The sequence below is a fragment of the Streptomyces sp. NPDC017979 genome (assembly GCF_044328175.1).
In the GTDB taxonomy this organism is placed as follows: domain Bacteria; phylum Actinomycetota; class Actinomycetes; order Streptomycetales; family Streptomycetaceae; genus Streptomyces.
Genome location: NZ_JBIRGU010000017.1, coordinates 51,347 through 77,118, shown reverse-complemented (window position 1 = coordinate 77,118; position 25,772 = coordinate 51,347). Strand labels below are relative to the sequence as shown.

The following is a 25,772-nucleotide window of genomic DNA, read 5'->3' as shown; positions in this document are numbered from 1 at the left end:
GCGCGACAAGCCCACCCCCAGGCCGCGGGGACCAACGCCCCCGCAGGGGAACGGCGGGTGTGTCAGGTGCGGCTGGGGCCACGAGCAGCCCACCACCGCGCCGCAGGGACCGCCGCGCCCGCTCATCCGTGTCGCTACCTCAAACAACCGAGCAAAAATCATGGCACGCAGTGTCTTGTCGACTGGCACGGCGTGCCATACGGTGAAGTCGTCCGGGCGGCCGGCGCTCGGGAACCCCACGCACGCCGGCTGTCCCCGCGAACGATCTCGTTCACGCGCCCGGACGCCTGCGTCACAGGCCCGACCGCGCCCACCCGCGCTGTCGAAACCGCACCGCCCGCCGAACCGACGGCGCACCTCCACAGCAGCAGCACCGCCCCTCACCCTCTCTCTCCGGGTGGATCCACCGCCGATCCCCCGACGCGCTTCGCCGGAGGCAACACCGTGAAGGAAATCCTGGACGCGATCCAGTCGGCCGACGCCACGACGGCGGACTTCGCCGCGCTGCCCCTGCCCGAGTCCTACCGCGCGGTCACCGTGCACAAGGACGAGGCCGAGATGTTCGCCGGACTTGAGAGCCGGGAGAAGGACCCGCGCAAGTCGCTCCACGTGGAGGACGTCGCCGTCCCCGAACTCGGCCCCGGCGAAGCCCTGGTGGCCGTGATGGCCTCCTCCGTGAACTACAACTCCGTGTGGACCTCGATCTTCGAGCCGCTGTCCACCTTCTCCTTCCTGGAGCGCTACGGCCGCCTGAGCGAGCTCACCCGGCGCCACGACCTGCCGTACCACGTCATCGGCTCCGACCTCGCGGGCGTCGTGCTGCGCTGCGGTCCCGGGGTGAACTCCTGGCGGCCCGGCGACGAGGTGGTGGCGCACTGCCTGTCGGTGGAGTTGGAGTCCAGCGACGGCCACAACGACACCATGCTCGACCCCGAGCAGCGGATCTGGGGCTTCGAGACCAACTTCGGCGGGCTCGCCGAGATCGCGCTCGTCAAGTCGAACCAACTGATGCCCAAGCCGGCCCATCTGAGCTGGGAGGAGGCCGCGGCGCCGGGCCTGGTGAACTCCACCGCGTACCGCCAACTCGTCTCCCGCAACGGGGCACAGCTCAAGCAGGGCGACAACGTGCTGATCTGGGGCGCCTCCGGCGGGCTCGGCTCGTACGCCACCCAGTTCGCCCTGGCCGGCGGCGCCACCCCGATCTGCGTCGTCTCCTCCCCGGAGAAGGCGGAGATCTGCCGGTCGATGGGCGCGGAGCTGATCATCGACCGCAACGCCGACGGCTACCGCTTCTGGACCGACGAGGGCGTGCAGGACCAGCGCGAGTGGAAGCGGTTCGGCAAGCAGATCCGCGAACTCACCGGCGGCGAGGACGTCGACATCGTCTTCGAGCACCCGGGCCGGGAGACCTTCGGCGCCAGCGTGTACGTCACCCGCAAGGGCGGCACCATCGTCACCTGCGCCTCGACCTCCGGCTACACCCACGAGTACGACAACCGCTACCTGTGGATGTCGCTGAAGCGGATCATCGGGTCCCACTTCGCCAACTACCGGGAGGCGTGGGAGGCCAACCGGCTGATCGCCAAGGGCAAGATCCACCCCACCCTGTCCCGGGTGTACCCGCTGGCGGAGACCGGCCAGGCGGCGTACGACGTCCACCGCAACCTGCACCAGGGCAAGGTCGGCGTCCTCGCCCTCGCCCCGCGCGAGGGGCTCGGCGTCCGCGACCCCGAACTGCGCGCCCGCCACCTCGACGCCATCAACCGGTTCCGCACCGCACCCGTGGCGCCGACCGCAGACCACAGCGCCGCGTGACGAAAGGGTTGGGGAACACCTCGATGACCGAACGCCGCAAGGACCGGCCGTGGCTGATGCGCACCTACGCCGGCCACTCCACCGCCGAGGCGTCCAACGCGCTCTACCGGCGCAACCTCGCCAAGGGCCAGACGGGCCTGTCGGTCGCGTTCGACCTGCCGACCCAGACCGGGTACGACCCCGACCACGTCCTGGCCCGCGGCGAGGTCGGCCGGGTCGGCGTGCCCGTCGCCCACCTCGGCGACATGCGTCGACTGCTGGCGGACATCCCGCTGGAGCAGATGAACACCTCGATGACGATCAACGCCACCGCGATGTGGCTGCTGGCGCTCTACCAGGTCGTCGCCGAGGAACAGGGCACCGACGTCACCGCGCTCCAGGGCACCACGCAGAACGACATCGTCAAGGAGTACCTGTCGCGCGGGACGCACGTCTTCCCGCCCGGCCCTTCACTGCGGCTGACCACGGACATGATCGCGTACACCGTGCACCACATCCCCAAGTGGAACCCGATCAACATCTGTAGCTACCACCTCCAGGAGGCCGGGGCCACGCCCGTCCAGGAGATCAGCTACGCGATGGCCACCGCCGTCGCCGTACTGGACGCGGTCTTCGACTCCGGCCAGGTGCCGGCCGAGCGCCGCGGCGAGGTGGTGGCCCGGATCTCGTTCTTCGTGAACGCCGGCGTCCGCTTCGTCGAGGAGATGTGCAAGATGCGCGCCTTCGGACGGATCTGGGACCGGATCACCCGCGAACGGTACGGCGTGCAGGACCCCAAGCAGCGCCGCTTCCGCTACGGCGTCCAGGTCAACTCCCTCGGGCTGACCGAGGCCCAGCCGGAGAACAACGTCCAGCGGATCGTGCTGGAGATGCTGGCCGTCACCCTCTCCAAGGACGCCCGGGCCCGGGCCGTGCAGCTCCCGGCCTGGAACGAGGCGCTGGGTCTGCCTCGGCCCTGGGACCAGCAGTGGTCGCTGCGCATCCAGCAGGTGCTCGCCTACGAGTCCGACCTGCTGGAGTACGACGACATCTTCGCCGGCTCGCACGTCGTCGAGGCCAAGGTGGACGCGCTCGTCGAGCAGTGCCTGGCCGAGATGGGGCGCATCGAGGAGATGGGCGGCGCGATGGCAGCCGTCGAGTCCGGCTACCTCAAGTCGCAGCTCGTGGCCTCGCACGCGGAGCGGCGGGCCAGGATCGAGGCCGGCGAGGAGAAGATCGTCGGGGTGAACGTCTTCGAGACCACGGAGGACAATCCGCTCACCGCCGACCTGGACACCGCGATCATGACGGTGGATCCGGCGAACGAGGCCCGGGTGGTCGCGGCGCTGCACGCCTGGCGCGAGGGCCGCGACGAGCCGCGGGCCGTCGCGGCCCTGGCGGCGCTGAAGAAGGCGGCGGCCGGCACGGACAACGTGATGCCCGCGACGCTGGAGTGCGCCCGCGCCGGCGTCACCACCGGCGAGTGGGCCTGGGCACTGCGCGACGTCTTCGGCGAGTTCCGGGCGCCGACCGGGGTCTCCGGCGCACCGGTCGCCGTCGCCGCGGCGCCCGGCACTCCGCTGGCGCTGGTGCGCACCAAGGCGGCGCGCACCGCCGAGGAGCTGGGCGCGGGCCGGCTGCGGCTGCTGGTGGGCAAGCCGGGGCTGGACGGGCACTCCAACGGCGCCGAGCAGATCGCCGTACGCGCCCGGGACGCCGGGTTCGAGGTGGTGTACCAGGGCATCCGGCTCACCCCGGAGCAGATCGTCGCGGCCGCGCTCGCCGAGGACGTGCACTGCGTCGGGCTCTCCATCCTCTCCGGCTCGCACGCCGAGTTGGTGCCCGACGTGTTGGCGCGGCTGCGCGCGGCGGGCGCGAGCGACGTGCCGGTGGTGGTCGGCGGGATCATCCCGGGCGCCGACGCCGCCGATCTGCTGGCGGCCGGGGTGGCCGCCGTCTTCACCCCGAAGGACTTCGGCATCACCGAGATCATCGGCCGTATCGTCGACGAGATCCGCACCGCGAACCAGCTCGATCCCCTGGAGGTCCCCGCATGACCCGCCCGTCCAACGACCGTCCGCTGCGTCCGCGCCGCTCCTGCCTGGCGGTGCCCGGATCGAACCCGCGCTTCCTGGAGAAGGCCCAGGGCCTCGCCGCCGACCAGGTGTTCCTGGACCTGGAGGACGCGTGCGCGCCGCTCGCCAAGCCCGAGGCGCGGCACACGATCGTGAAGTACCTGAACGAGGGCGAGTGGGGCACCAAGACCCGGGTGGTGCGCGTCAACGACTGGACCACGGAGTGGACCTATCGCGACGTGGTGACCGTCGTCGAGGGCGCGGGCCCCAACCTGGACTGCATCATGCTGCCCAAGGTGCAGGACGCCCAGCAGGTCGTCGCCCTGGACCTGCTGCTGACCCAGATCGAGAAGACGATGGGCTTCGAGGTCGGCCGGATCGGCATCGAGGCGCAGATCGAGAACGCCCGCGGGCTGGTGAACGTGGACGCGATCGCCGCCGCCTCGCCCCGGCTGGAGACGATCGTCTTCGGCCCGGCGGACTTCATGGCGTCGATCAACATGAAGTCGCTGGTGGTGGGCGAGCAGCCGCCCGGCTATCCGGCGGACGCCTACCACTACATCCTGATGCGGATCCTGATGGCCGCCCGGATGCACGACCTCCAGGCCATCGACGGCCCCTACCTCCAGATCCGGAACGTGGACGGCTTCCGCGAGGTCGCGGGCCGCGCGGCGGCGCTGGGCTACGACGGCAAGTGGGTGCTGCACCCCGGCCAGGTCGAGGCGGCGAACGAGGTGTTCTCGCCCTCGCAGGAGGACTACGACCACGCCGAGCTGATCCTGGACGCCTACGAGCACTACACCTCGGAGGCGGGCGGGAAGAAGGGCTCGGCGATGCTCGGCGACGAGATGATCGACGAGGCCAGCCGCAAGATGGCGCTGGTGATCTCCGGCAAGGGCCGGGCCGCCGGCATGACCCGTACCAGCACCTTCACACCCCCTAAGGCGTGATCACCATGCAGTTCGGCCGCACCTTCGAGGAGTTCGAGGTCGGCGCCGTGTACAAGCACTGGCCCGGCAAGACGGTCACCGAGTACGACGACCACCTGTTCTGTCTGCTGACCATGAACCACCACCCGCTGCACCTCGACGCGCACTACGCGGAGCAGGCCACCGACTTCGGCCGCAACGTCGTCGTCGGGAACTACGTGTACTCGCTGCTGCTGGGGATGTCGGTGCCCGACGTGTCGGGGAAGGCCATCGCCAATCTGGAGGTCGAGTCGCTCAGGCACGTGGCGCCCACCTTCCACGGCGACACGATCTACGGCGAGACCACGGTGCTGGCCAAGACCCCGTCGAAGTCGAAGGCGGACCGCGGGATCGTGCAGGTGGAGACCCGCGGCCACAAGCAGGACGGCACCCTCGTCTGCGTCTTCCGCCGCAAGGTGATGGTGCCGACCGAGGCGTACGTCAAGGAGCGCGGCGGCGAGCAGGCCGGCCGCCCCGAGGTGAAGGAGCAGGGGGAGCAGGGATGACGCGACTCGCCCAGACGCACGGGCTCACCGACGTCCAGCAGGAGATCCTGTCGACGGTCCGTGACTTCGTCGACAAGGAGATCCTGCCGGTCGCGACCGAACTGGAGCACCGCGACGAGTACCCGACGCAGATCGTGGAGGGTCTGAAGGAGCTGGGGCTCTTCGGGCTGATGATCCCGGAGGAGTACGGCGGCCTGGGCGAGTCCCTGCTGACGTACGCCCTGTGCGTCGAGGAGCTGTCCCGGGGCTGGATGTCGGTCTCCGGCATCGTGAACACCCACTTCATCGTCGCGTACATGCTCAAGCAGCACGGCACGCAGGAACAGAAGGACGCCTATCTGCCGAGGATGGCGCTGGGCGAGGTGCGCGGCGCCTTCTCCATGTCGGAGCCGGCGCTCGGCTCGGACGTGTCGGCGATCACGTCCAAGGCGGTCCGGGACGGCGACGAGTACGTGCTGACCGGTCAGAAGATGTGGCTCACCAACGGGGGCACGTCGTCCCTGGTGGCGGTGTTGGTGCGGAGCGACGAGGGGCAGCCGCAGGACGCCCCGCCGCACCGGTCGATGACGACCTTCCTGATCGAGAAGGAGCCCGGCTTCGGCGAGGTCCGCCCCGGTCTGACCATCCCGGGGAAGATCGACAAGATGGGGTACAAGGGCGTCGACACCACCGAGATGATCATGGACGGGCTGCGGCTGCCGGCCGGCCAGGTCCTCGGCGGCGCCACGGGGCGCGGTTTCTACCAGATGATGGACGGCGTCGAGGTCGGTCGGGTGAACGTCGCCGCCCGCGGCTGCGGGGTCGCCCGGCGCGCCTTCGAGCTGGGGATCTCCTACGCGCAGGAGCGGCACACCTTCGGCCGACCGATCGCCGAGCACCAGGCCATCCAGTTCAAGCTGGCCGAGATGGCTACCAAGGTGGAGGCGGCCCATGCGATGATGGTGAACGCTGCACGCAAAAAGGACTCCGGGGAGCGAAACGACCTGGAGGCAGGGATGGCGAAGTACCTGGCGTCGGAGTACTGCAAGGAGGTCGTCGAGGACGCTTTCCGTATCCACGGCGGTTACGGCTTCTCCAAGGAGTACGAGATCGAGCGGCTGTACCGAGAGGCACCCATGTTGCTGATCGGTGAAGGCACCGCCGAAATCCAGAAAATGATCATTGGTCGTCGGTTGCTGGAGGAGTACCGACTCCAGGGGTGAATGTCGCGTTCCAGGGGATTTGCCCCCGTCGGTGGCGCGAAGTAGGTCACATCCCGCCATCAGCTTCCCGCCGCCGACTGGGCTTCTGGCTTTCCCAGTTGCTACTCGCAACCGCTAGCATCGGCCGGAAAGCCGCCGTCCCCCTTACCCGCGCGGCATTCATCAGCTACGAAGGTCATCCATGCCCCACAGCCAAACCTCTGCACCCCGTGACGGCTCCCCCAAGGGACGCCTCGTTGCCCGCGGAGCATCGCCGTGGCTTCTGCCGACCGTCGCCACCGCAGCCCTCAGCCTGGCCCGTGCGCGGCGCTCCCGGAGCGCCGCGATCGTCGCCGTGCCCGCCACCGCGCTGGCGGCGGGCATGCTGTGGTTCTTCCGCGACCCCGAGCGTGAGATCGCCGAGGGCCGTGTGATCTCGCCCGCCGACGGCGTGGTGCAGAGCATCATGCCGTGGAAGGACGGCCGCACCCGCGTCGCGATCTTCATGAGCCCGTTGAACGTCCACGTCAACCGCGCCCCGCTGGCGGGCACGGTGACCTCCGTGGAGCACGTCCCCGGCGGCTTCGTGCCGGCGTTCAACAAGGAGAGCGAGCACAACGAGCGCGTCGTCTGGCACTTCGACACCGAGCTCGGCGACATCGAGATGGTGCAGATCGCCGGCACCGTCGCCCGGCGCATCGTGCCGTACGTCCCCGAGGGCACCAAGGTCGAGCAGGGCGAGCGGATCGGCCTGATCCGCTTCGGCTCCCGCGTCGACGTGTACCTGCCCGAGGGCATCGAGGTCGCGGTCGAAGTCGGTCAGACCACGACGGCGGGGGTGACTCGCCTTGACCGTGGTTGATCCCGACACAAAGAGCGGCTGGGCGACCGAAGCCGACGCGGAGGCCGACGGGGACACCGAGGAGATGCCCCTGTCGCTGCGGCTGTCGATAGCGGACACCCTCACCCTCGGCAACGCCACGTGCGGATTCATGGCGGTGTACTTCACCACCACCGGAATCCTCATCCCGCACCTCCAGGGCAGCGGGGAGTCCGGCATGGCGCGGCACAGCGCCGCGACCGCCGTGATCCTGATGCTGCTCGCCGCGATCTTCGACCTCTTCGACGGACTGGTGGCGCGCAAGCTCCGCAGCTCGCCGATGGGCGCCGAGCTGGACAACCTCTCGGACCTGATCAGCTTCGGCCTCGCGCCGGCGTACTTCGTGCTGGTCTACGGGATGGTCGCGGACGACGCCCACCAGAAGGTCTCGGCGGTGGCCGCGATCGTGGTGCTGCTGGCGGTGGTGCTGCGGCTCGCCAGATTCTCCTGCGTGACGCTGAAGGACGGCATGTTCCAGGGCATGCCGAGCCCCTTCGGGGCGCTGACGGTGGTCTCCATCGTGCTGCTGGAGCTGCCGTTCATCCCGACCCTGCTCGCGATCATCGGCACGGCCTGGCTGATGGTGAGCCGGGTCGAGTACCCCAAGCCGCGGGGCGTCCTCGCGGTGGCGATGCTCGGCTGGATCGTCTCGGCGATGGGGCTGCTGGCGGCCTGGGCGTTCGACGCCCCCGGCGGTCAGCTGCTGCTCCAGACCGGCTGTGCGCTCCAGGTGGTGCTGGGCGCGGTGATCCCGCTCTTCGCCACCGCGCGCCGGGTGAACACCTTCCGTTACAACCGCCGGGAGGCGAGGGCGGCCCAGCTGCCCTGATCCACCGCTGCCGCCGGCCCCACCGGGCCGCGCGGAAGCCTTCGTAGCCGATACGGCGAGGGCCCGGGTGCACCAGCACCCGGGCCCTCGTCATGGGCCACGTCACGGGCCCTCGTCAGACACGCCGGATTCTGGGACCATCGGCTGTCATGTCAGGGGGAAAACTTCACCAGCTCTTCGAAGGGCGGGTGCGGGACGGGCACGACCGCACCGCCGTGATCACCGACCGTGACGAGCTGACCTACGGGCAGCTCGACGCCCGGGCCAACCGACTGGCCCACCACCTTCTCGACGTCGCGCACCTGGAACCGGGGGACCTGGTCGCGATCCGTACGCTGCGCGCGCCCGACGTGCTCGTGGCGGCCCTGGGGGTGCTCAAGGCCGGGGGCGTCTTCGCCATCGCGTCGCCCAGCCGCCCCGAGCCGAAGGCCCTCGCCGGGGCCCGCGCCGTGATCAGCAACCGGGTCCACTCGGGCCGGCTCACGGATCTGCCGGACAAGCCGCTGATCCTCCTCGACGGCCATGCGGCGACGATCGAGGAGCACCCCGCGGACCCCGTCGAGGCGGTCGCAGGACCGGGGGCGGCCCTGCTCTTCACCGCCGGCACCGCAGGGCAGCCCAAGGCGGTGGCGATCGAGCACGCGCGCTTCACCGCCGCGTACGAAGCCTTCTCGGAGGTCTTCGGGCTGCTCCGGGACGACCGGGTGCTGGTCACCGGCCGCAGCGACACCCTCGCGTTCGCCGTCGGCTGGTTGCGCACGCTCTGCTCCGGGGCGACGCTGGTGCTCACCACCAGGGTGCCGTACACCGTCGCGGACACCGACCCCACGACGGCCGCCGCGCTGCTCGCGGGGCCCCGGGTCGAGGGTCTGCGGCTGATGGCCGTCGGCGGCGAACGGCTCCGGCTGGACGAGCACCTGCGCCTGGCGCGCCGCCTCGCCCCGGGCGCCCGGCTGATCAGCGTGTACGGCACGACGGAGGTCGCCGGCTGCGGAACGTGGTTCGAGACGGACCAGCTCCCCGGGCCGATGGTCCGGCCCGAGCAGCACGCGTTCCTGGGCCAGCCCTTCCCCGGGGTCCGCACGAAGATCCACGGCAAGCACATCTGGCTGACGCCGCCGGACGGCGGGGACGCGGTGCCCACCGGTGGCCTCGGCCAGCGGCACGGCACGGGGCCGCTGGAGTACCTGGGCAAGATGGCCGACCGCTTCCGGCACGGCGGCCGCCAGGTCAACCCGTACCAGATCGAGGCGCGGCTGGTGACCCACCCCGACGTGCGGGACGTGCTGGTCGAACGGTCGCAGCTCGGCCAACTGATCGCGTACGTCGTCCCCGAGCCGGGTCGCCCGGCGCCGCGGCTGGAGTCCGTCCAGGCCCATCTGCGGGGCAAGGGCCCGGCGTCCGACGTGCCCAGCCACCTCGTCGGCCTCACCGCGCTGCCGCGCACCGCGGCGGGCAAGCTGGACCGCGACGGGCTGGTCCTGCCGGCGCCGCCGGACGCCGCAGGGGCGACCCGGTCCAGCGGCAAGGGCGGACCGGTGACGGCGAGCGACGTCCTGCGGACGGTCGGGGGCCTGATGGCCTTCGTCGCCTTCTTCGGCTCCCTCATCCTCACGGACGTCTTCTGGCCCGGCTCCACGGACCTGACGATCGTGCCCAGCCCCTGGGCGGGCTTCTTCCGCGGCCTGTACTTCGCGGAGCACCTGGCCTTCGCCGCGGGCGTCGGCTTCCTGTTCGCCGGCCCCACCCTGATGCCCCGCACCGGCGCGCCCCGCGCCCTGACGGCGGCGGCGCACCTGTCGATCGTCTATCTGCTGGCGTCCTGGTGGCCGCAGGACAACTTCTACCGCCTGGCGGCCAAGCAGGACTGGGAGCGCCAGGCGGCGCTGGTCTACGCCTTCAACGTGCCGCTGATGCTCGCGGCCGCGGTGGTGGCGGTGTGGGCGGCGGTGCAGGGCGCGGCCTCGCGCAAACAGCCGTCGCAAGCGGTGTTGGAACGCGGCGCGGGGCGGAAGCCCGGTGCGAGAAGTTGAGAAGCCGGTGCGCAGATGATTGACGCGGCGGTGGCCGCTCCCTAACGTGCTGTCGCATTCCACGTGGGCGTCGGTCCCGGGAGCGGTCAGCGTGAGTCTCATCGAACAGGAACAGCCCCTGCTCCACGCGTTGCGCGCACAGGATCGAGCGGCCCTGTTGGCCCTGGGGGTGCCGCGCGAGTACCGGGCGGGCGACGTGGTGCTGTCCGAACGGGCCGCCACCTCCTACGTGGTGGCGATCCTCGGCGGGTGGGCAGTGGTGTCCATGGCCACCGAGCGCGGCCACCGGCTCATCCTCGCCCTGCGCGGCACCGGAGAGTTGGTCGGCGAACTCGCGGCGGTGGACCGCCGCCCGCGCAGCGCCACCGTGACGGCGCTCGGCCGGCTGGACGCCGTGGTGATCCCGGGCGATCGCTTCCGCGGGTTCCTGGCGAGCAGCCCGGCCGCCAGCGCCCTGGTGCTCAAGCAGCTCAGCTCCCGGCTGCGCAGTTCCGACGGCGAGCGCCGTTCGCTCGCGTCGGAGAGCGTGTTGCAGCGGCTCGCCGCTCGGCTGACGGAGTTGGCGGACCGGGCGGGGCGGCGCAACGACGACGGCAGCGTGACCATCGAACTGCCGCTGCCGCAGCACGACCTGGCGGCGTCGGTCGGCTCCACGCGGGAGGCGGTGGCGAAGGCCCTGCGCCTGCTGCGCGAACAGGGCATCGTCCGCACCGCCAACAGGCGTCCGCTGCGACCGGGGGCGTGGGGGGCGCCGCTGACCGTCACCGACACCGAGCCGCTCCGGCTCCTCGCGGGGAACGGCACCACGGCTCCGCCGGATGTGTAAACGGCTACATACGCCGGGGCTGCGGGCGGCCATCCTGGGGTGGTCGCCGGCCCGAAGGGATGACGTGTCCGTCCGGCCGCAGCGGTCGTACAGGGGGGTGTGAGTGAGCAGTTTCGAAGCCGTTCACCGATGGGTGGTGAGCGCGGACATCATGGGCTCCGGACGCTTGGGCCAACGGGCCAAGCTCCGTTCGCGGCGGGGCATGTACGACGTCTTCGAGTCGGCCTTCGACGCGGTCGGCGTGGCGGCGCAGCAGATGCACCTGGAGGACCGCGGCGACGGAGTGCTCGCCGCACTCGCGCCGCACGTGCCGCCGTCGGCGCTGGTCGGGCTCTGGCTCGAAGAGGTGTACCAGGGGGTGCGCGAGCACAACGCGGGGCTGCACCAGCCGCTGCGGCTGCGGATCGCCATGCACGGAGGTCCGGTCGGCCACGACGGCCGGGGCCTGGTGGGCCGGGCCGTCGACCTGACGTGCCGGCTCTGCGACAGCGGCCCCGCCAGGGCGATCCTGGCCGCTGACGACACCGTCGAGGTGGTCTTCGTGGCCTCCGACGTCCTGTACCGGTCGGTGGTCGTCGAGGAGGGCAGGTTCGTGGAGCCCGCGCGCTACCGCCCGTACCCGGTGCGGGTGAAGGAGACCGACGAGTTGGCCTGGTTCTACGTGCCGGGGCGCGAGCAGCCGCCGGCACCGGCCGGGGAACCGGTGCAGCGCGGGCCGGCCGGCGCGCGCCCGGCGCCGCGGGCCCGGGCGGCGGCCGGGGCGCACGCCGAAGCCGGGACGCCGCGGCCGACCAAGTACGCCATCACCGTCAACGGCCACAACCAGATCGTGGACGGCGCCGAGGTGCACGGCGACGTCATCGGCTTCCGCGGCGCGGACGACGAGCACGGCACGGGCCCTGCGGGGAGGGGCTGCGATGAGTGAGGAGCCCGGGGGCAAGGAGCCGCAGGGCGGCGGCGGGGACAAGCCGGGCGGCGGTGGCGCCGGCCACGCGGCCGGGTCCGACGACGGCCGTCGTCACGGTGCGGTGCGCAGCGGCCCGCTGGGCGAGCAGACGGGGATCGGGGGGCAGGACGCCGTACGGCACGCGCGGGCCAACTTCGTCGACGTGCACGGGCGCAACGCGATCCTCGACGGCACCCGGGGCGATGTGCACCTCGGCGACCACCACCACTACCACCGGGACCGCACCGGACTGCCGCGCCTGGTCTCCGGTGCGGTCCCCCGCGACGAGTTACGGCGGCTGCGGCGGGTCTTCGAGGAGCCGCCGCGCTATCCGGGCCTCCTCGACCTGGTGAAGCAGCAGCGGCTGGTGGCGCTGTGCGGCGACCCGGGCAGCGGGCGGCACTACGCGGCCATGTCCCTGCTGGACGCGGTGACGCGGGGCAAGGTGGAGCGGCTCGATCCGCGCACCGACCTGGACACGGTCGCCGAGGCGGACCTCCAGGAGGGACACGGCTACCTGGTGGAGATCAGCGGGGAGGAAGCCCTCGCCCACGACCGGCACCGCCCGGAGGACGAGCGGGACGGCGAGCGCCACGGCGAACGCCGCTGGCGGCCCGAGCGCCCGGCCGAACTGCACCTGGACCGGCTCAGCGCCATCCTCGCCCAGCGCCGGGCGTACGCGATCCTCGTGGTCGCCTCCGGCGGGTTCGCCGACGAGTTGCTGCGCGGCCGGTACGCGCAGCTCTTCTTGGCGGCGTCGGCCGAGGGCGTGTTGCGCAAGCACCTGGTGGCGCTGCTCGGGCACGCCGACGAGGACGGTCTCGCACGGGCCTCGCAGCTCGCCCGGAGCCAGGACGTGGTGGAGGCGCTGGGACTCGACGGGCTGCGGCCGCACGAGGTGGAGGCGCTGGCCGGGCTGCTCGTCGGGCACTTGAGGGGCGAGTCCTCCGCCGAAGAGCTCGTGGCCGAGTTGAAGACGTTCGCCCCGCGGCAGGCCCGCGCGTGGTTCGCCAGCACGTCGCGCGCTGCGCCGCGCAACAAGGCCGCCGTGACGGCCGCGCTGCGGCAGGCGGCGTTCCGTACGGCCGTCGCCGTCTACAACGGCTCGCCCTACAGCGTGGCGGCGACCGCTGCGGACCGGTTGGCGTGGGAGTTCACCGTGGCCGCCTTCCCCGACCGGGAGCCGGGGCGGGCGCTGTTCAGCGACCACCAGGACGCGCGCCTGGCGGCGACCCGGGCCGAGCTGTTCGACGGCGAGATCACGTTCGGCGGCGACAAGCTGAAGACCCGGAACGTGCGCCTCCAGGGGCGGGCGCTCGCCCGCGCCGTGCTGTCCCACGTGTGGGACGACTACCAGAGCGTGCGCGGTCCGCTCTGCCAGTGGCTGCGGACGCAGTGCGACGAAGAGGCGCCGATGGTGTGGGTGCCCGCGGCCATCACGGCCGGTGCGATGTGCACGCTGGACTGCGCCTTCGCGCTGGACTCGATCGTCTACCCGATGGCGGCGGCCGACTCCCTCCAGCAGCGCATGGCGGCGGCCACGGTCCTCGCCCAGGCGGCGACGCTCAGCGATGCCGTGCGTCCGGTCGTCCGGAACCTCGTGCGGACCTGGGCGCGCGGCGAGGACCGGGCTCGACGGGGCACCGCGGCCCTGGTACACGGCTACGGGACGGTCGCGCCGTCGGTCTCCGCGAGCCTCGACGAGTTGGGGCAGCTCGCCGGCCACGAGGACGTGGACCTGTTGGTGGAGGTCTCCTTCAGCGTCGTCCGGCTGCTCGCCGGGACGGAACCCGAGGTGGTGCTCCGGCGGTTGGGGGCGTGGCTGGGCGACCGTCGGCAAAACCGCCGGGACCTCGCGCTGGTGACCGTGGACCGGCTGTTGTGGAACCGGCCCCGCGAGCTGTGGGGTCTCCACGACCGGCCGGGCCTGCGGGAGCACCCCGGTTGGCCCCTGGTCGCCGCCCTCTTCAGGTTGGAGCCGCGGCACACCCGGATGTTGGCGGACCTGGTGTGGTGCGGTCTGGACACCGCCCGGTGGCGGGAGCCGATCGAGGACGGGCTGAGCGAGTGGATGCGCCGCGCGGAGAAGGATCCGGCGCTGCTGGACGCCCTGTGCGACTTCCTGCCTCATCTGGTGAGCGGTGCCGAGGACTCCGAGCGGCTGCGGAACCTCCTGCGCCGGATGGCGCGCGATCCCGACGAGCCCCTGACTCCGACCACCGTTCGACGGCTGCGCGCGGCCTTGGAGCAGCAACGGATCGTGATCGCGCAACCGGAGGGGCCCGCCCGCGCCGCGGCCGGTCGACCCGCTGAGCTTGAGGAGTGAGATGAACGCCCAGAACCCGATGCACTTCCACCCCCAGCGGAGCCGTGCCGTCTCGCCGCCCGTGCCGCCGTTGTGGCCCGCGCCTGCGGGCCGGCCGGTGAACTACGCGGGCGCCCCGGCGGGCGTCGAGCCGGGGCAACGGCGGCGCGTGCCGGCTGAACAGCCGGCATCGCCGCAGAAGTTGTCCGGCCCCTTCCTGCGCGAGTACCGGCCGCGGTGGCCGTACCGGCACCGCAGCGCACAGGTGGTGGCGGTGCTCTACTACCGCCACCGGCGGCCCCTCGCCGTGGGGCCCGAGGGCGAGGAGGGCTACTTGTGGCGCTGGTTGCGCCGCCCCTACACCGCGTTTGAACTGCAACTGGGCTGGCACACGGTGTCGTTCGTAGCGGAGCTGCCGGCGGCGGAGAGCGGTCGGAGCTTTCCCGCCGAGGTACGGGTGCGCTGGCAGGTCAGCGATCCTTACCGGGTGGCGAGGAGCCAGGTCACGGATGTCGCCGCGCTGCTCGTGCCGGAGTTGGAGCAGGAGTTGCGGAACGTGTCCCGCGCCTTCTCCATCGACAGCGCCGAGAACGTCCGGGACGAGGTGCACAAGGCGCTCCGGAAGGCGGAGTTGGGCCGGGACTTCGGTCTGGAGCTGGACGTCTTCGTGACGATCTCCTCGGACGAGCTGATCCAGGACCACGGCAAGAGCATGGGCCGGGTGCGGCACCAGACGGACCTGGAAAGGCTCAACCAACAACTGCGCCTGCTGCGGGACGAGAACAAGCGGACGTTGATCCGCGACTGGGCCACCGACTTCCAGTCGGCCATCGAGCGCGGCGACCACGTGCTGATGGCGCAGATGATGGCCCGCAACCCCAAGGACGTCATGGAGATCCGCCAGTTGTTCCGCAAGGAGCACCGCAAGGAGCGCCAGGACGGCATGGAGTTGATGTCCCGGCTGATCGACGGCGGCCTCCTCGAACGCTGGGAGCTGGGCGAACAGGCCATGGTGGTCGTCGAGTTCCTGCGGTCGAACGCCCGTCGGCTGACCACCGATTCGGTGCCGAAGGTGCCGATCGAGGGCAAGGCCCGACGGGACCTCTTCTGGGAGGGCGCGGCCTCGGGGAACGACGCCGAATCCAGCGGCGAGGACGCTGCCGAGCCCGCTGGCGACGGCGTCGACGGGCCGGGCCGCTGAGGCACCGGCCCGGGCTCGGGCGCGTCGGGGACTGCGGCTCACGCCCGCGTGAAGACGCCGGACAGCGCCGCGCAGGACGTCTGCGTCAAGGACGCCGCCGCGTCCAGGCGCGGCAGGGTCCGTGCCGCGACCGCCACCCCGACGTACGGCGCCGGGTCGTACGCCGCGGAGGGGATCGTCGGGATCAGCACCGCGTCCACCCCGGCGCAGCGCTCCGTCAGTCCGGTGAGGAACGCCATCAGTTCGCCGTCCGGGAGCCGTGCGCCGAGGTCCACCCGGTCGACGCAGCGCACGAGGTGGTCGCCGCCGCGGGTCTCGTCCAGCCGGAGCTTGATCATGAAGGCGACGGAGGGGCCGGTCAGCCGTAGGTTCGTCTCGACCGGGGCGAGCAGGCCGTCGTCCCCGGTGACGAAGTCCACGTCGAACCAGCCGCGGTAGCCGTCCGCCGCCAGTGCGCGCCCCACCGCACGGCCGAAGCGCAGGGCCGGCCGGGCGATGCGGTCGGGTACGGCGCCGGGGCCGACGGTCGCGCCGCGGTACGCCGTGCCGTCGGGGCCGCCCATGTCCATGCTCGCCACGCCCACGTCGTGGACGGTGCCCCGGGCGTCGACGAGCCCGTCGTACGTGGGGTGGGTGCCGTCGCCGGTGACGTACTCCTCGACGAGGAGGGGGCCGGGTGGCAGGGAGAGCGCCCGGACGCGGCCGGTGGCGATGCGGGTGCCGGAGCCGCCGGCGCCGTGCGCGGTCTTGACGACCGTGCGGGCGCCGCTGCGGGCCCGGGCCGCGATCAGGCGGGCCGCGGCGCGGCGCGTGGCGGCGGGCCAGCGGTCGGGGACGCGGATGCCGGGATGGTCGGGGGCGAGCCGTCGGAAGAGGGCGTGGGACTCCGCCTTGGACTCGTGGCGCAGCGCGTCGGCCGGCAGGCGACGGCCGGCGAGCCGGGCCGCGACGTCCGTGTGGCCCCAGGCGACGAACGGCCGGTCGCGCCAGCGCTCCCCGAAGCCCCCCTGGGCGAGGAGCGCGGCCTCGTCGAGCCGGTCGTACACCTCCACCCGGGCCCAACGCAGTTGTCGGGCGACCAGGTCGATCCAGCCGGCGGGGACGCGTGCGGGCAGCGCGAGGGCGACGGGGTGCGGGCTGGCGAAGGCTGCGAGGCAGGCGTAGTGGTCCGCTGCCGGGAAGCGGGCGGGGGGAGCGGCCGGCCGCGGGCGCCGGTCGGCGCCGGCGAACTGCGCCTGGAACTCGGCGACGTTCCCCAGGTGGACCGCGCGCCGCCCGTCGGCCCACGCCCGGGCCCACGCCGGCCGGGGCGCCAGGTCGACCGCGAGGCGGGGCAGCGCCCCGCCCGCGTCCGGCAGGGGGCGGGCGCCGAGCGCCCGGTAGAACCCGACGGCGTGCGGGTCCGCGTCGATGGTGAGCGCGGTGAAGCCGAGGGCCCGGGCGTCCTCCAGGACGTGTGCGTACAGCGTCCTGCCCAGCCCGCGCCCGATCTCCTCGGGCGCCACGAAGAGCAGTCCGAGCGCGCCGTGCGGCGGCTCGCCCTCCAGCGATGCGACGGCGAGGAGCCCGCCGCCGTCGTCCTCCGCGACGACGATCCGGCGCGGTCGGACGTCCGCAGCGGTGACGGTCAGCTCCTGCCGGCACCGGGCGAGGAACGCCGCGTCGTACCCCCAGTGCGCCTTGGACCGCAGGACCAGGTCGGTGACGGCGCGCGCTTCGGCTTCGGTCGGCTGGGCCTCGCGTATCCACACGCGCGTGAGCGTAGCGGCACGGCCTTGGGACGGTCCGGCGCGCGCGGGGTAGGACACCGGGCATGACGGGAGACTTCGGAACGCGTGCGTCGGAGCCGGGCGGGCTGGCGGATCGGGTGCTGGGCGGCTGGCTCGGCCGGGTCGCGGGCAACATGCTCGGCAAACCGGTCGAGCGGGGCGACTACTGGACGCGGGCGCGCATCGACGCCTATCTGCGCCGTACGGACGCGCTCCCGCTCACCGACTACCTGCCTCCGCCGCCGCCCGACGCCGCGCCGGGCGAGTTCGAGCTGCGCCGCGAGTGGCCCGACTGCGTGCGCGGGCGGGTGCGCGGGAGCTGCCGGGACGACGACGTGGACTACGCGGTGCTCGGGCTGCACCTGTTGGAGACCCACGGCTTCGGGTTCACCACGGAGCAGGTCGGCGAGGTGTGGTTGCAGCGGTTGCCGTACTTGCAGACGTTCACCGCGGAGCGGGTGGCGTACCGGAACCTGGTCGACGGCGTGACACCGCCGCTGACGGCCACTCATGACAATCCGTACCAGGAGTGGATCGGCGCCCTGATCCGGGCGGACGTCTTCGGCTGGACGAGCCCCGGCGACCCGGTCCGCGCCGCCGGGCTGGCGCGCCGGGACGCGCTGCTGTCCCACCGGGGCGACGGGGTGCACGGCGCGGTGTGGGCGGCGGCGACGATCGCCGCGGCCTTCACCGCGCAGGGTCCGCGCGCCGCCGTGGAGGCGGGCCTGCGGCAGGTCCCGGGCCACAGCAGGTTCGCCAGAACAGTGCGGCACGTGATCGCCCTGCACGAGGCGGGCACCGGGTGGGAGGAGGCGCTCGCGGAGTCGGAGGAGCGCACCAGCGGGCTCGGCTGGATCCACACGGTGCCGAACGTCGCGGTGCTGACCGCCGGACTGCTGTACGGCGAGGGGGACTTCAGCCGCACCATCGCGCTCACCGTCCGCGGCGGCCTGGACACGGACTCCAACGGGGCCACGGCGGGGTCGGTGGCGGGCGTGCTGTGCGGGGCCGCGGCGCTGCCCGCGCAGTGGACGGAGCCCTTGGAGGACCGCCTGCGCAGCGCGGTGTTCGGCTTCGACGGCGCCCGCATCACCGACCTGGCGGACCGTACGGTCCGCCTGGCATTGGACGCGGGGACCACGGCCAGCGCGTAGCCGGCAGCGCCTCCCTCGGCTGCGGGCGCGGCGCCGACGTGCCCGTCAAAGCAACGGCGTTGCCCAGATGCGGGGAACCGCGCGAAAAGCCACCACCGGGCCGCACAGACCAGCACACCCGCAGTCACAGGCGCGTTGCTAACTGACCCGCCCAGGGGCGTGTCACGTAGATCAGGCCCTACGCTGCCGTTCGTGACCAAGGACAACGACAACGACAACGCGTACGGCGCCTACATCGCTTCCCTGCCCCGCGTGCTCTCCGGAGCGGCGACCCTGCTCCGGGACGTCGAGGGGAAGGTGCTCGTCGTCGAGCCCAACTACCGCGAGGGCTGGGCGCTGCCCGGCGGCACGGTCGAGTCGGACGGCGGCGAGACGCCGCGGGAGGCGGCGCGGCGGGAGACGTTGGAGGAGATCGGGCTGGACGTGGAGCCGGGCAGACTGCTGGTGGTCGACTGGGTGCGCGGGCCGCTGCGACCACCGGTCGTCGCCTTCGTTTACGACGGCGGGGTGTTGACGTCGGATCAGCTTGCGGCGATCCGGCTCCAGGAGGACGAGTTGCTGTCCTGGCGGCTGGTCGAGCGGGTTGAGCTGGGTGACTACTTGCTGAAGTCGCTGGGGCACCGGATCACGGCGGCGCTGGAGGCGCTCGACTCGGGCACCGGGCCGGCGGACCTGGTGGACGGCCTGCCCAACGGGTGACGCACCGTCAAGCAGGTGCGGTACGGGGTCCGGTGCGCGCCGGGAACAGCCGGGCCCCTCTTCGCGTTGACGCCACTACGTCACCGCGTCGCCCCACTTGATCATGGAGGACACCATGCCCGGCGAGAAGGCGATCATCTTCCGGTCCGAGCCTTCGGAGCCGCTGCGGACCGGCCCGGAGGGCGCCGGCACGCACGTGCTGACCGCGCCCACGCCCGCCGCCGCCGCGGCGCTCGCGGTCGAGTTCGTCGAACGGGGCGTCGACACGGTCGAGTTGTGCGGCGCGACGGGCTATCCGTGGGCCGCGGCGGTGGAGGCCGCGGTGGGCGGCCGGGCCCGGGTGGGCACGGTGGTCTTCGGCTTCGAGTCGCTGCTCGACGTCGCGGAGTACAAGCGGCGGGCGTCGGCGGGCGAGGCGCTGCGGGAGCTGTTCCTGTACGTCGAGCCCGGCGCCGACCCGGCCGTGGACCGGTTCGTCCGCTCCGAAGGCGCCTCGACGTCGCAGTTCGTGGCGGTGCCGGAGCCGGCCGCGGGGGCGGCCGTCGCCGCCGAGTTCGCCGACGGCGTCCAGCTCATCGAGCTGTACGGCGAGTGGGGGGCGCGGGACGTGGCCGCGGTGATCGCGGCCGTGGACGAGCGCGTCCCGGTGGGCGCCGTCGCCTACCCCAAGCCGACGCGGGCGCCGTCCCCGGCCGCGCTCCCCACCGCCTGACGAACCGCCGCGGCAGCGCCCTTCGACGTCAGGTCAGCTTGCGCAGGAGTGCGGGCAGGGCCGTGCCGATGGGCTCGCGGACGACCTCGTCGGCGATGGCGTCGTACGGCGTCGGTTCCGCGTTCACGATGGCGACCCGCGCCCCGGCTTCGGCCGCCATGCCGGTCAGCGACGCCGCCGGCTGCACCTGAAGGCTGGTGCCGACGGCGATGAAGACCTCGCAGGCGCGGGCGATCTCGATCGCCTGCCCCAGCACGGCCGGGTCCAGGGACTGGCCGAACATCACCGTCGCCGACTTCAGGACGCCGCCGCAGACGAGGCACGGCGGGTCCTCCTCGCCCGCCTCGACCCGCGCCAGGGCGTCGGCCATCGGCGAGCGGGCGCCGCACTCGGTGCACAGGGCCGTCCGGGCGGTGCCGTGGAGCTCCAGGACCTTGCGGTCCGGCAGGCCGGCGGCCTGGTGGAGCCCGTCGACGTTCTGGGTGATGACCCGGACCGCCATGTCCGGCCGCCCCGCCAGCTCCACGATCGCGTGGTGCGCCGCGTTCGGCCGCGCGTCCCAGGTGGCGCTGGTGCGCCGGACCTGCCAGGCGCGGCGCCGGACGTCCGGGTCGGACATGTACGCGTCGTAGGTGACCAGCTTCTCGGCCTCCGGGTCACGGCGCCACAGACCGTTGGGGCCCCGGTAGTCGGGAATGCCGGAGTCGGTGGACACCCCGGCGCCGCTGAGGATCGCGACGAGAGTCATACGGCGACGATAGGCGGCCCTGGCGGAGCCGGGCGAACGGTTTGTGCTGCCGCGACGGCCCTCAGAAGAGGGCCTGGGCCGCTTCGGGCGCCTCGAAGGCCAGCAGCCGCTGCTTGCGGTCGAGCCCGCCGCCGTAGCCGATCAGGCTGCCCGTCGAGCCGATCACCCGGTGGCACGGCACGATGATGCTGACCGGGTTCTTGCCGTTGGCCAGCCCGACCGCGCGGGAGGAGTTCGGGTTGCCGAGTTCGCGGGCGAGTTCGCCGTACGTCCTGGTCTCGCCGTACGGGATGCGCACCAACTGCTCCCACACGCGGCGCTGGAAGTCGGTGCCCGCCAGGTTCAGCGGCAGGTCGAACTCGGTCAGCTCGCGGGCGAAGTAGGCGTCGAGTTGTCGGACGACCTCGCCGAAGGGTTCGTCGGCGGGCTCGCCGAACGTCTCCTCGGCGGGACGGTGGCGCTGGTCGGTCATGTAGAGGCCGCTGAGGACGCCGTCGGTGGCGACGAGCGTCAGCGGGCCGTAGGGGCTGTCCACGACCATGTGCTGCCTGGTCTGGCTCTTCTGCCGGGTCATCGTGGGGGTTCCTCTGTTTCGTGTCGCGCGGGTGCTGCGTCGTCGCGGTCGGTGGTCACCGCCCCGGGCCGATCAGTCCGGGAGGTGGTTGATGGGGTGGTCGTCGGTGGCCCACAGGTACTGGACCGCGTACGCCCGCCAGGGCCGCCAGCCGGCCGCGTGCGCGGTGAGCGCGGCCGGGGTGGCGGGCAGTCCGAGGCCGGCCGCGGCACGGCGCATGCCGAGGTCGGTGGGGAGGAAGGCGTCCGGGTCGCCGAGCGCGCGCATCGCGATGACCTCGACCGTCCACGGGCCGAAGCCGGGCAGCTCGGCCAGTCGGGCGCGGGTGGCGTCCCAGTCGCTGTCCACTCCGAGCCGCAGGGAGCCGTCGGCGAGTGCGCCGACGAGCGTGGTCAGCGTGGTGCGCCGGGTGCGGGGCAGCGCCAGGGCCTCCGGGTCAAGACCGGCGAGCGCCCGGGAGGTCGGGAAGAGGTGGGTGAGCCCGCCTTCGGGGTCCTCGATCCGCTCGCCGTGCGCGGTGACCAGCCGTGCCGCGTGGGTGCGGGCGGCGGCCGTCGACACCTGTTGCCCGAGCACGGCCCGTACGGCGAACTCGTCCGCGTCCACCGTCCGCGGCACCCGCCGGCCCGGCGCCCGCTCCACCAGGGGCCGCAGCAGGGGGTCCGTGCGCAGGTGGTCGTCGACGGCGACGGGGTCGGCGTCCAGGTCCAGCATCCAGCGGCACCGGCTGATCGCGATCGTCAGGTCCCGGGCGTCGGTCAGCGAGAGCCGGCAGGCGACGTGGTCGGGCCGCGGGCTCAGGGCGACGACGCCGTGCCCGTACGGCAGGCGCAGCGTGCGCCGGTACGCGCCGTCCCGCCACTCCTCCACGCCGGGCACGGCCGTCGCGGCGAGGTGCCCGAAGAGGTTGCCGGGGTTCAGCGGGCGGCGGAAGGGCAGTCGCAGGGCGATCACGCCCGGGGCCGGCGACTGCCCGGGGCCGGCGCTCCGCTTCGCGGCCCGGGCCCGCAGCTCGCCGGGGGCCAGGGCGAAGACCTCGCGCACGGTGTCGTTGAAGGTGCGGATGGAGGAGAAGCCGGCGGCGAAGGCGATCTCGGCCATCGGCAGGGCGGTCGTCTCGATCAGCACCCGCGCCGTCTGCGCGCGCTGCGCCCGGGCGAGGGCGAGCGGGCCGGCGCCGAGTTCGGCGCGGAGTTGGCGTTCGATCTGGCGGGTGGAGTAGCCGAGCCGGGTCGCCAGGCCCGGGACGCCCTCGCGGTCCACGAGCCCGTCCCTGATCAGCCGCATCGCCCGGGCCACGGCGTCCGCGCGGGCGTTCCACTGCGGCGATCCGGGGCTGGTGTCGGGGCGGCAGCGCTTGCAGGCCCGGAAGCCGGCCTGCTGGCAGGCGGCGGCGCTGGGGTAGAAGGTCATGTTCTCCGGCTTGGGCGGCACGACGGGGCAGCTCGGACGGCAGTAGATCCGGGTGGTCAGCACTGCGGTGAAGAACCAGCCGTCGAAGCGGGCGTCCTTGGACTGCACGGCGCGCACACAGCGCTCGGTGTCGGTGTGCATGCCTTCAAGGATGGAGCATCGGGCCCGCTCGGGCTGGCGAGAAAACGACATGGCCCTTCGTCTGCCGGGACCCCGCCGTTTCGCTGGTCGCGTCAGTACCGGGACGCGAGGGCGGCGGCGAACTCCACGTACGCGTACTCGCCGAAGAGCACGAACCGCACCTCGGCCACCGGCGGCACGGTCGCCGCCCGCACCGTGGAGACCGCGATGCGGGCGGCGTCGTCCATGGGCCAGCCGTAGGTGCCGGTGGAGATCGCCGGGAAGGCGACGGTCTTCGCACCGAGCTCGGCCGCGAGCGCGAGCGAGTTGCGGTAGCAGGACTCCAACAGCTCGCTGCGGTCGTGCTCGGCGGACCAGACCGGGCCCGCGGTGTGGATGACGTGCTCCGCGTCGAGCCGGCCGGCGGTCGTCGCCACGGCCCGGCCGGTGGGCAGGCCCCGGCCGTAGTGGGAGGCGCGCAGCGCCCGGCAGGCGGCGAGGATCTCGGGCCCGCCGCGCCGGTGGATCGCGCCGTCCACCCCGCCGCCGCCCAGCAGCGAGGTGTTGGCGGCGTTGACGATGGCGTCGACGTGCTGCTCGGTGATGTCTCCGCGCACGAGCACGATGGCGGGCTGCTGCGTCATGGCGTCATCATCCCACCGCGCAGGGCGCCCCCGGAGCCGTTTCAACCGGTCGCGCGCAGCCGCCGCCAGACGGCCTTGGCGGCCCAGTGGCCGGACATGCCGTGGACCCCGGGGCCGGGCGGCGTGGCCGAGGAGCAGAGGAAGACGGCGGGGTGGGCGGTGGCGTACGGGACGCGGGCCAGCTTGGGGCGCAGCACGGTCTGGAGTCCGGCGAAGGCGCCGCAGGCGATGTCGCCGCCGACGTAGTTGGCGTTGTGGGCGGCGAGGGCGGGCGGGCCGGTGACGGCGCGGGCGAGCACCAGGTCGCGGAAGCCGGGGGCGAAGCGCTCCAGTTGGCGTTCGACCGCCTCGGTGGCGTCGCCCTCCCAGCGGGCGGGCACGTGTCCGTACACCCAGAACACGTGCTTGCCGTCGGGCGCCCGGCTCGGGTCGACGAGGGTGGGCTGGGCGGTGATCAGGAAGGGGCGCTCCGGCTCGTGTCCGCCGACGGCGGCGGCGAGCGCGGCCTCGATCTCCTCGGCGGTGGGGCCGATGTGCACGGTCCCGGCGGTGCGGGCCGCGGGCGCGGTCCACGGCACCGGCCCGGACAGCGCGTAGTCGACCTTGAAGACGGAGGGGCCGTAGCGGTAGCCGTCGTAGGCGCGGCCGAGGCCGGCGATGCGGGCCAGCGCGGTCGGGGAGGTGTCGAAGACGTACGCGCGGGCGGGCGGCAGCTCGTCCAGCCGTTTGACCTCGACCCCGGTGTGCACGGTGCCGCCGAAGGAGCGCAGGTACGAGACGAGGGCGTCGGAGATCGCCTGGGAGCCGCCGCGCGGCACCGGCCAGCCGCGGGCGTGCGCGGCGAGGGCGAACATCAGGGCGATCCCGGTGGTGGCGATGCCGGAGGTGGGGGCGATGGCGTGCGCGGCGAGGCCGGCGAGCAGCCCGCGGGCCTTCTCGCCGCGGAACCGGCGCGCGGTCCAGCTCGCCGGCTGGAGCGCGGTGAGCCCGAAGCGCACGAAGCGGTACGGGTCACTGGGCAGCCGTTCCCAGGGGGTGCGCAGGAAGTCGGCGGCGACGGCGTCCCAGTGGCCGAGGTAGGGCTCGACGAGCCGGCGGTACGCGCCGGCGTCCTCGATGCCCAGGGACATCGCCGTCCGGCCCACCGAGCGGTCGAGCACGGCCGCGGTGCCGTCGGGGAAGGGGTGCGCGAGCGCCACCTCGGGCTGGAGCCATTCCAGTCCGTGCCGGTCGAGCGGCATGGTGGCGAACGCGGGCGACCCGATGCCGAGGGGGTGCACGGCGGAGCAGGGGTCGTGCCGGAACCCGGGGAGGGTCAGCTCCTCGGTGCGCGCACCGCCGCCGACGGACTCCCGGGCCTCGAAGACGGCGACGGAGAAGCCGCGGCGGGCCAGTTCGACGGCGGCCGTCAGTCCGTTGGGGCCCGCTCCCACGACGACGGCATCCAGCATCGGCGGCACTTCGGACTCCTTCGTGGAGCGACGGACAGCGGGCCTCAGGATATTCCCGCGCGCTCCGGCACCCCAAGGGGCACTCGTGATAACCGGGTGACCGGCGCGGGCCGTCAGCCCCGACCGGCGGTCAGCGCGGCGCGGACGCGCCGGGCCGTCTCCGCGTCGCGCGCCGCGGTGAAGGGGAGCCGGTTCCCGCCGCCGATGCGGAAGGGGGACCCGTCGAGGGTGAGGTGCTCCCCGCCCGCCTCGGTGACCAGCAGCAGGCCCGCGGCGTGGTCCCAGGCGTACTCCCAGGAGAACGCGACGGCGTCGAGTGCTCCGCGGGCGATCGCCAGGTACTCCATGCCGGCGGAGCCGCAGGGGCGGGCCCGGATGCCGGGGACGTCGAGGCCGAGGAGCGCCTCCTTCTGCGCGGGGCTGGTGAAGTCGGGGTGGGACATGGCGACCGTGAGGTCCGCGTCCGGGGCGGGGGAGCCGGCGAGCAGGGGCGTGCCGTTGAGGCGGGCGCCGCCGCCGCGCACCGCGGTGGCGAGTTCGTCGAGGACGGGGGCGTACGTCCAGGAGGCGAGCAGTTCGCCGTGGTGCGCGAGGGCCACGAGGGTGCAGAAGCGGTCCTCGCCGCGGACGAACTGCCGGGTGCCGTCGACCGGGTCGACGATCCAGACGGGGGCGTCGCCGCGGACCGCGTCGTACACCGCGGGGTCGGCGGTGACGGCTTCCTCGCCGACGACGACGGAGCCGGGCAGGATCGCGGTCAGGGCTGCGGTGAGGTGCTTCTCGGCCAGTTGGTCCGCGATGGTCACCAGGTCGTGGGGGCCGGTCTTCTGGACGATCTCGTCCGCGGCGAGTTGGCGGTGCCGGGGCATGATCTCGACGGCCGCGGCCTCGCGGATCGCTTCCTCGACGTCGGACATCTTTCCGGAAAGCACATGATGCGTCAC

Annotated in this window: 22 protein-coding genes; 15 read left to right on the top strand and 7 right to left on the bottom strand. The window is 73.0% G+C overall.

Translation table 11 applies throughout. From position 1 onward, the window contains the following. The first annotated feature begins 444 nt into the window (after window positions 1–444). The 12 genes from ccrA (at window position 445) to ACH4E8_RS31525 (ending at window position 15,544) form a co-directional block, all read left to right on the top strand. Window positions 445–1,815 (top strand): crotonyl-CoA carboxylase/reductase, encoded by a 1,371-nt coding sequence (gene ccrA, locus ACH4E8_RS31580; protein ID WP_398454797.1) that lies wholly within the window; start codon window positions 445–447, stop codon window positions 1,813–1,815. A gap of 23 nt (window positions 1,816–1,838) precedes the next feature. Continuing rightward, entirely contained in the window at window positions 1,839–3,851 is a 2,013-nt protein-coding gene (locus ACH4E8_RS31575) for a protein meaA (RefSeq protein ID WP_398454795.1), read from the top strand. Continuing rightward, a complete protein-coding gene (locus ACH4E8_RS31570) occupies window positions 3,848–4,819 on the top strand; it encodes an HpcH/HpaI aldolase/citrate lyase family protein (protein WP_398454793.1) in 972 nt (323 codons plus the stop codon). Before ACH4E8_RS31575 ends, ACH4E8_RS31570 begins: the two co-directional genes overlap by 4 nt. A gap of 5 nt (window positions 4,820–4,824) precedes the next feature. Continuing rightward, the gene (locus tag ACH4E8_RS31565; RefSeq protein ID WP_361958127.1) at window positions 4,825–5,343 is read left to right on the top strand and encodes a MaoC family dehydratase; all 519 of its coding nucleotides are present in this window, start codon (window positions 4,825–4,827) and stop codon (window positions 5,341–5,343) included. Then, on the top strand, window positions 5,340–6,545 hold the full coding sequence (locus tag ACH4E8_RS31560) for an acyl-CoA dehydrogenase family protein (protein WP_398454792.1): 1,206 nt from the start codon (window positions 5,340–5,342) through the stop codon (window positions 6,543–6,545). The genes ACH4E8_RS31565 and ACH4E8_RS31560 overlap by 4 nt, the downstream gene beginning before the upstream one ends. 181 nt (window positions 6,546–6,726) lie before the next feature. Further along, window positions 6,727–7,386: a phosphatidylserine decarboxylase gene (locus ACH4E8_RS31555; RefSeq protein ID WP_398454790.1), complete on the top strand. Its 660-nt coding sequence runs from the start codon at window positions 6,727–6,729 to the stop codon at window positions 7,384–7,386. Further along, window positions 7,379–8,233 (top strand): CDP-diacylglycerol--serine O-phosphatidyltransferase, encoded by an 855-nt coding sequence (gene pssA / locus ACH4E8_RS31550; protein WP_398454907.1) that lies wholly within the window; start codon window positions 7,379–7,381, stop codon window positions 8,231–8,233. The genes ACH4E8_RS31555 and pssA overlap by 8 nt, the downstream gene beginning before the upstream one ends. A gap of 149 nt (window positions 8,234–8,382) precedes the next feature. Next, entirely contained in the window at window positions 8,383–10,266 is a 1,884-nt protein-coding gene (locus tag ACH4E8_RS31545) for an AMP-binding protein (protein WP_398454788.1), read from the top strand. Window positions 10,267–10,357: 91 nt separating this feature from the next. Continuing rightward, entirely contained in the window at window positions 10,358–11,092 is a 735-nt protein-coding gene (locus ACH4E8_RS31540) for a Crp/Fnr family transcriptional regulator (protein WP_398454787.1), read from the top strand. Between the two features lie 136 nt (window positions 11,093–11,228). Further along, the gene (locus ACH4E8_RS31535; protein ID WP_398454786.1) at window positions 11,229–12,017 is read left to right on the top strand and encodes a hypothetical protein; all 789 of its coding nucleotides are present in this window, start codon (window positions 11,229–11,231) and stop codon (window positions 12,015–12,017) included. After that, window positions 12,010–14,364: a hypothetical protein gene (locus ACH4E8_RS31530; protein ID WP_398454785.1), complete on the top strand. Its 2,355-nt coding sequence runs from the start codon at window positions 12,010–12,012 to the stop codon at window positions 14,362–14,364. Before ACH4E8_RS31535 ends, ACH4E8_RS31530 begins: the two co-directional genes overlap by 8 nt. A 1-nt stretch (window position 14,365) precedes the next feature. Further along, complete coding sequence (locus ACH4E8_RS31525) at window positions 14,366–15,544, top strand: hypothetical protein (RefSeq protein ID WP_398454784.1); 1,179 nt, start codon at window positions 14,366–14,368, stop codon at window positions 15,542–15,544. A gap of 38 nt (window positions 15,545–15,582) precedes the next feature. Here the strand turns inward: ACH4E8_RS31525 and ACH4E8_RS31520 are convergent, their stop codons facing one another. Continuing rightward, window positions 15,583–17,295 carry a GNAT family N-acetyltransferase gene (locus tag ACH4E8_RS31520; RefSeq protein ID WP_398454783.1) on the bottom strand — a complete coding sequence of 571 codons (1,713 nt, stop codon included), beginning with the start codon at window positions 17,293–17,295 and terminating at the stop codon, window positions 15,583–15,585. Between the two features lie 62 nt (window positions 17,296–17,357). On the opposite strand from ACH4E8_RS31520, the gene ACH4E8_RS31515 reads away from it, so the two are divergent. From ACH4E8_RS31515 to ACH4E8_RS31505, 3 genes are all read left to right on the top strand, one after another. Further along, the gene (locus ACH4E8_RS31515) at window positions 17,358–18,467 is read left to right on the top strand and encodes an ADP-ribosylglycohydrolase family protein (protein ID WP_398454781.1); all 1,110 of its coding nucleotides are present in this window, start codon (window positions 17,358–17,360) and stop codon (window positions 18,465–18,467) included. A gap of 192 nt (window positions 18,468–18,659) precedes the next feature. Further along, a complete protein-coding gene (locus ACH4E8_RS31510) occupies window positions 18,660–19,166 on the top strand; it encodes an NUDIX domain-containing protein (RefSeq protein ID WP_398454780.1) in 507 nt (168 codons plus the stop codon). 115 nt (window positions 19,167–19,281) lie between these two features. Further along, a complete protein-coding gene (locus tag ACH4E8_RS31505) occupies window positions 19,282–19,878 on the top strand; it encodes a DUF6506 family protein (protein WP_398454778.1) in 597 nt (198 codons plus the stop codon). A 28-nt stretch (window positions 19,879–19,906) separates the two neighbouring features. Here ACH4E8_RS31505 and ACH4E8_RS31500 read toward each other — a convergent pair whose 3' ends face one another. From ACH4E8_RS31500 to ACH4E8_RS31475, 6 genes are all read right to left on the bottom strand, one after another. Beyond that, entirely contained in the window at window positions 19,907–20,626 is a 720-nt protein-coding gene (locus tag ACH4E8_RS31500) for an SIR2 family NAD-dependent protein deacylase (RefSeq protein WP_398454777.1), read from the bottom strand. A 61-nt stretch (window positions 20,627–20,687) separates the two neighbouring features. Further along, window positions 20,688–21,200 carry a methylated-DNA--[protein]-cysteine S-methyltransferase gene (locus tag ACH4E8_RS31495; protein ID WP_398454776.1) on the bottom strand — a complete coding sequence of 171 codons (513 nt, stop codon included), beginning with the start codon at window positions 21,198–21,200 and terminating at the stop codon, window positions 20,688–20,690. A 72-nt stretch (window positions 21,201–21,272) separates the two neighbouring features. Next, complete coding sequence (locus ACH4E8_RS31490) at window positions 21,273–22,754, bottom strand: AlkA N-terminal domain-containing protein (protein WP_398454774.1); 1,482 nt, start codon at window positions 22,752–22,754, stop codon at window positions 21,273–21,275. Between the two features lie 92 nt (window positions 22,755–22,846). Further along, window positions 22,847–23,377: an O-acetyl-ADP-ribose deacetylase gene (locus ACH4E8_RS31485; RefSeq protein WP_398454772.1), complete on the bottom strand. Its 531-nt coding sequence runs from the start codon at window positions 23,375–23,377 to the stop codon at window positions 22,847–22,849. Window positions 23,378–23,418: 41 nt separating this feature from the next. Beyond that, entirely contained in the window at window positions 23,419–24,837 is a 1,419-nt protein-coding gene (locus ACH4E8_RS31480; protein ID WP_398454771.1) for a phytoene desaturase family protein, read from the bottom strand. A gap of 104 nt (window positions 24,838–24,941) precedes the next feature. Then, entirely contained in the window at window positions 24,942–25,745 is an 804-nt protein-coding gene (locus ACH4E8_RS31475; RefSeq protein WP_398454770.1) for an inositol monophosphatase family protein, read from the bottom strand. Window positions 25,746–25,772 lie beyond the last annotated feature (27 nt).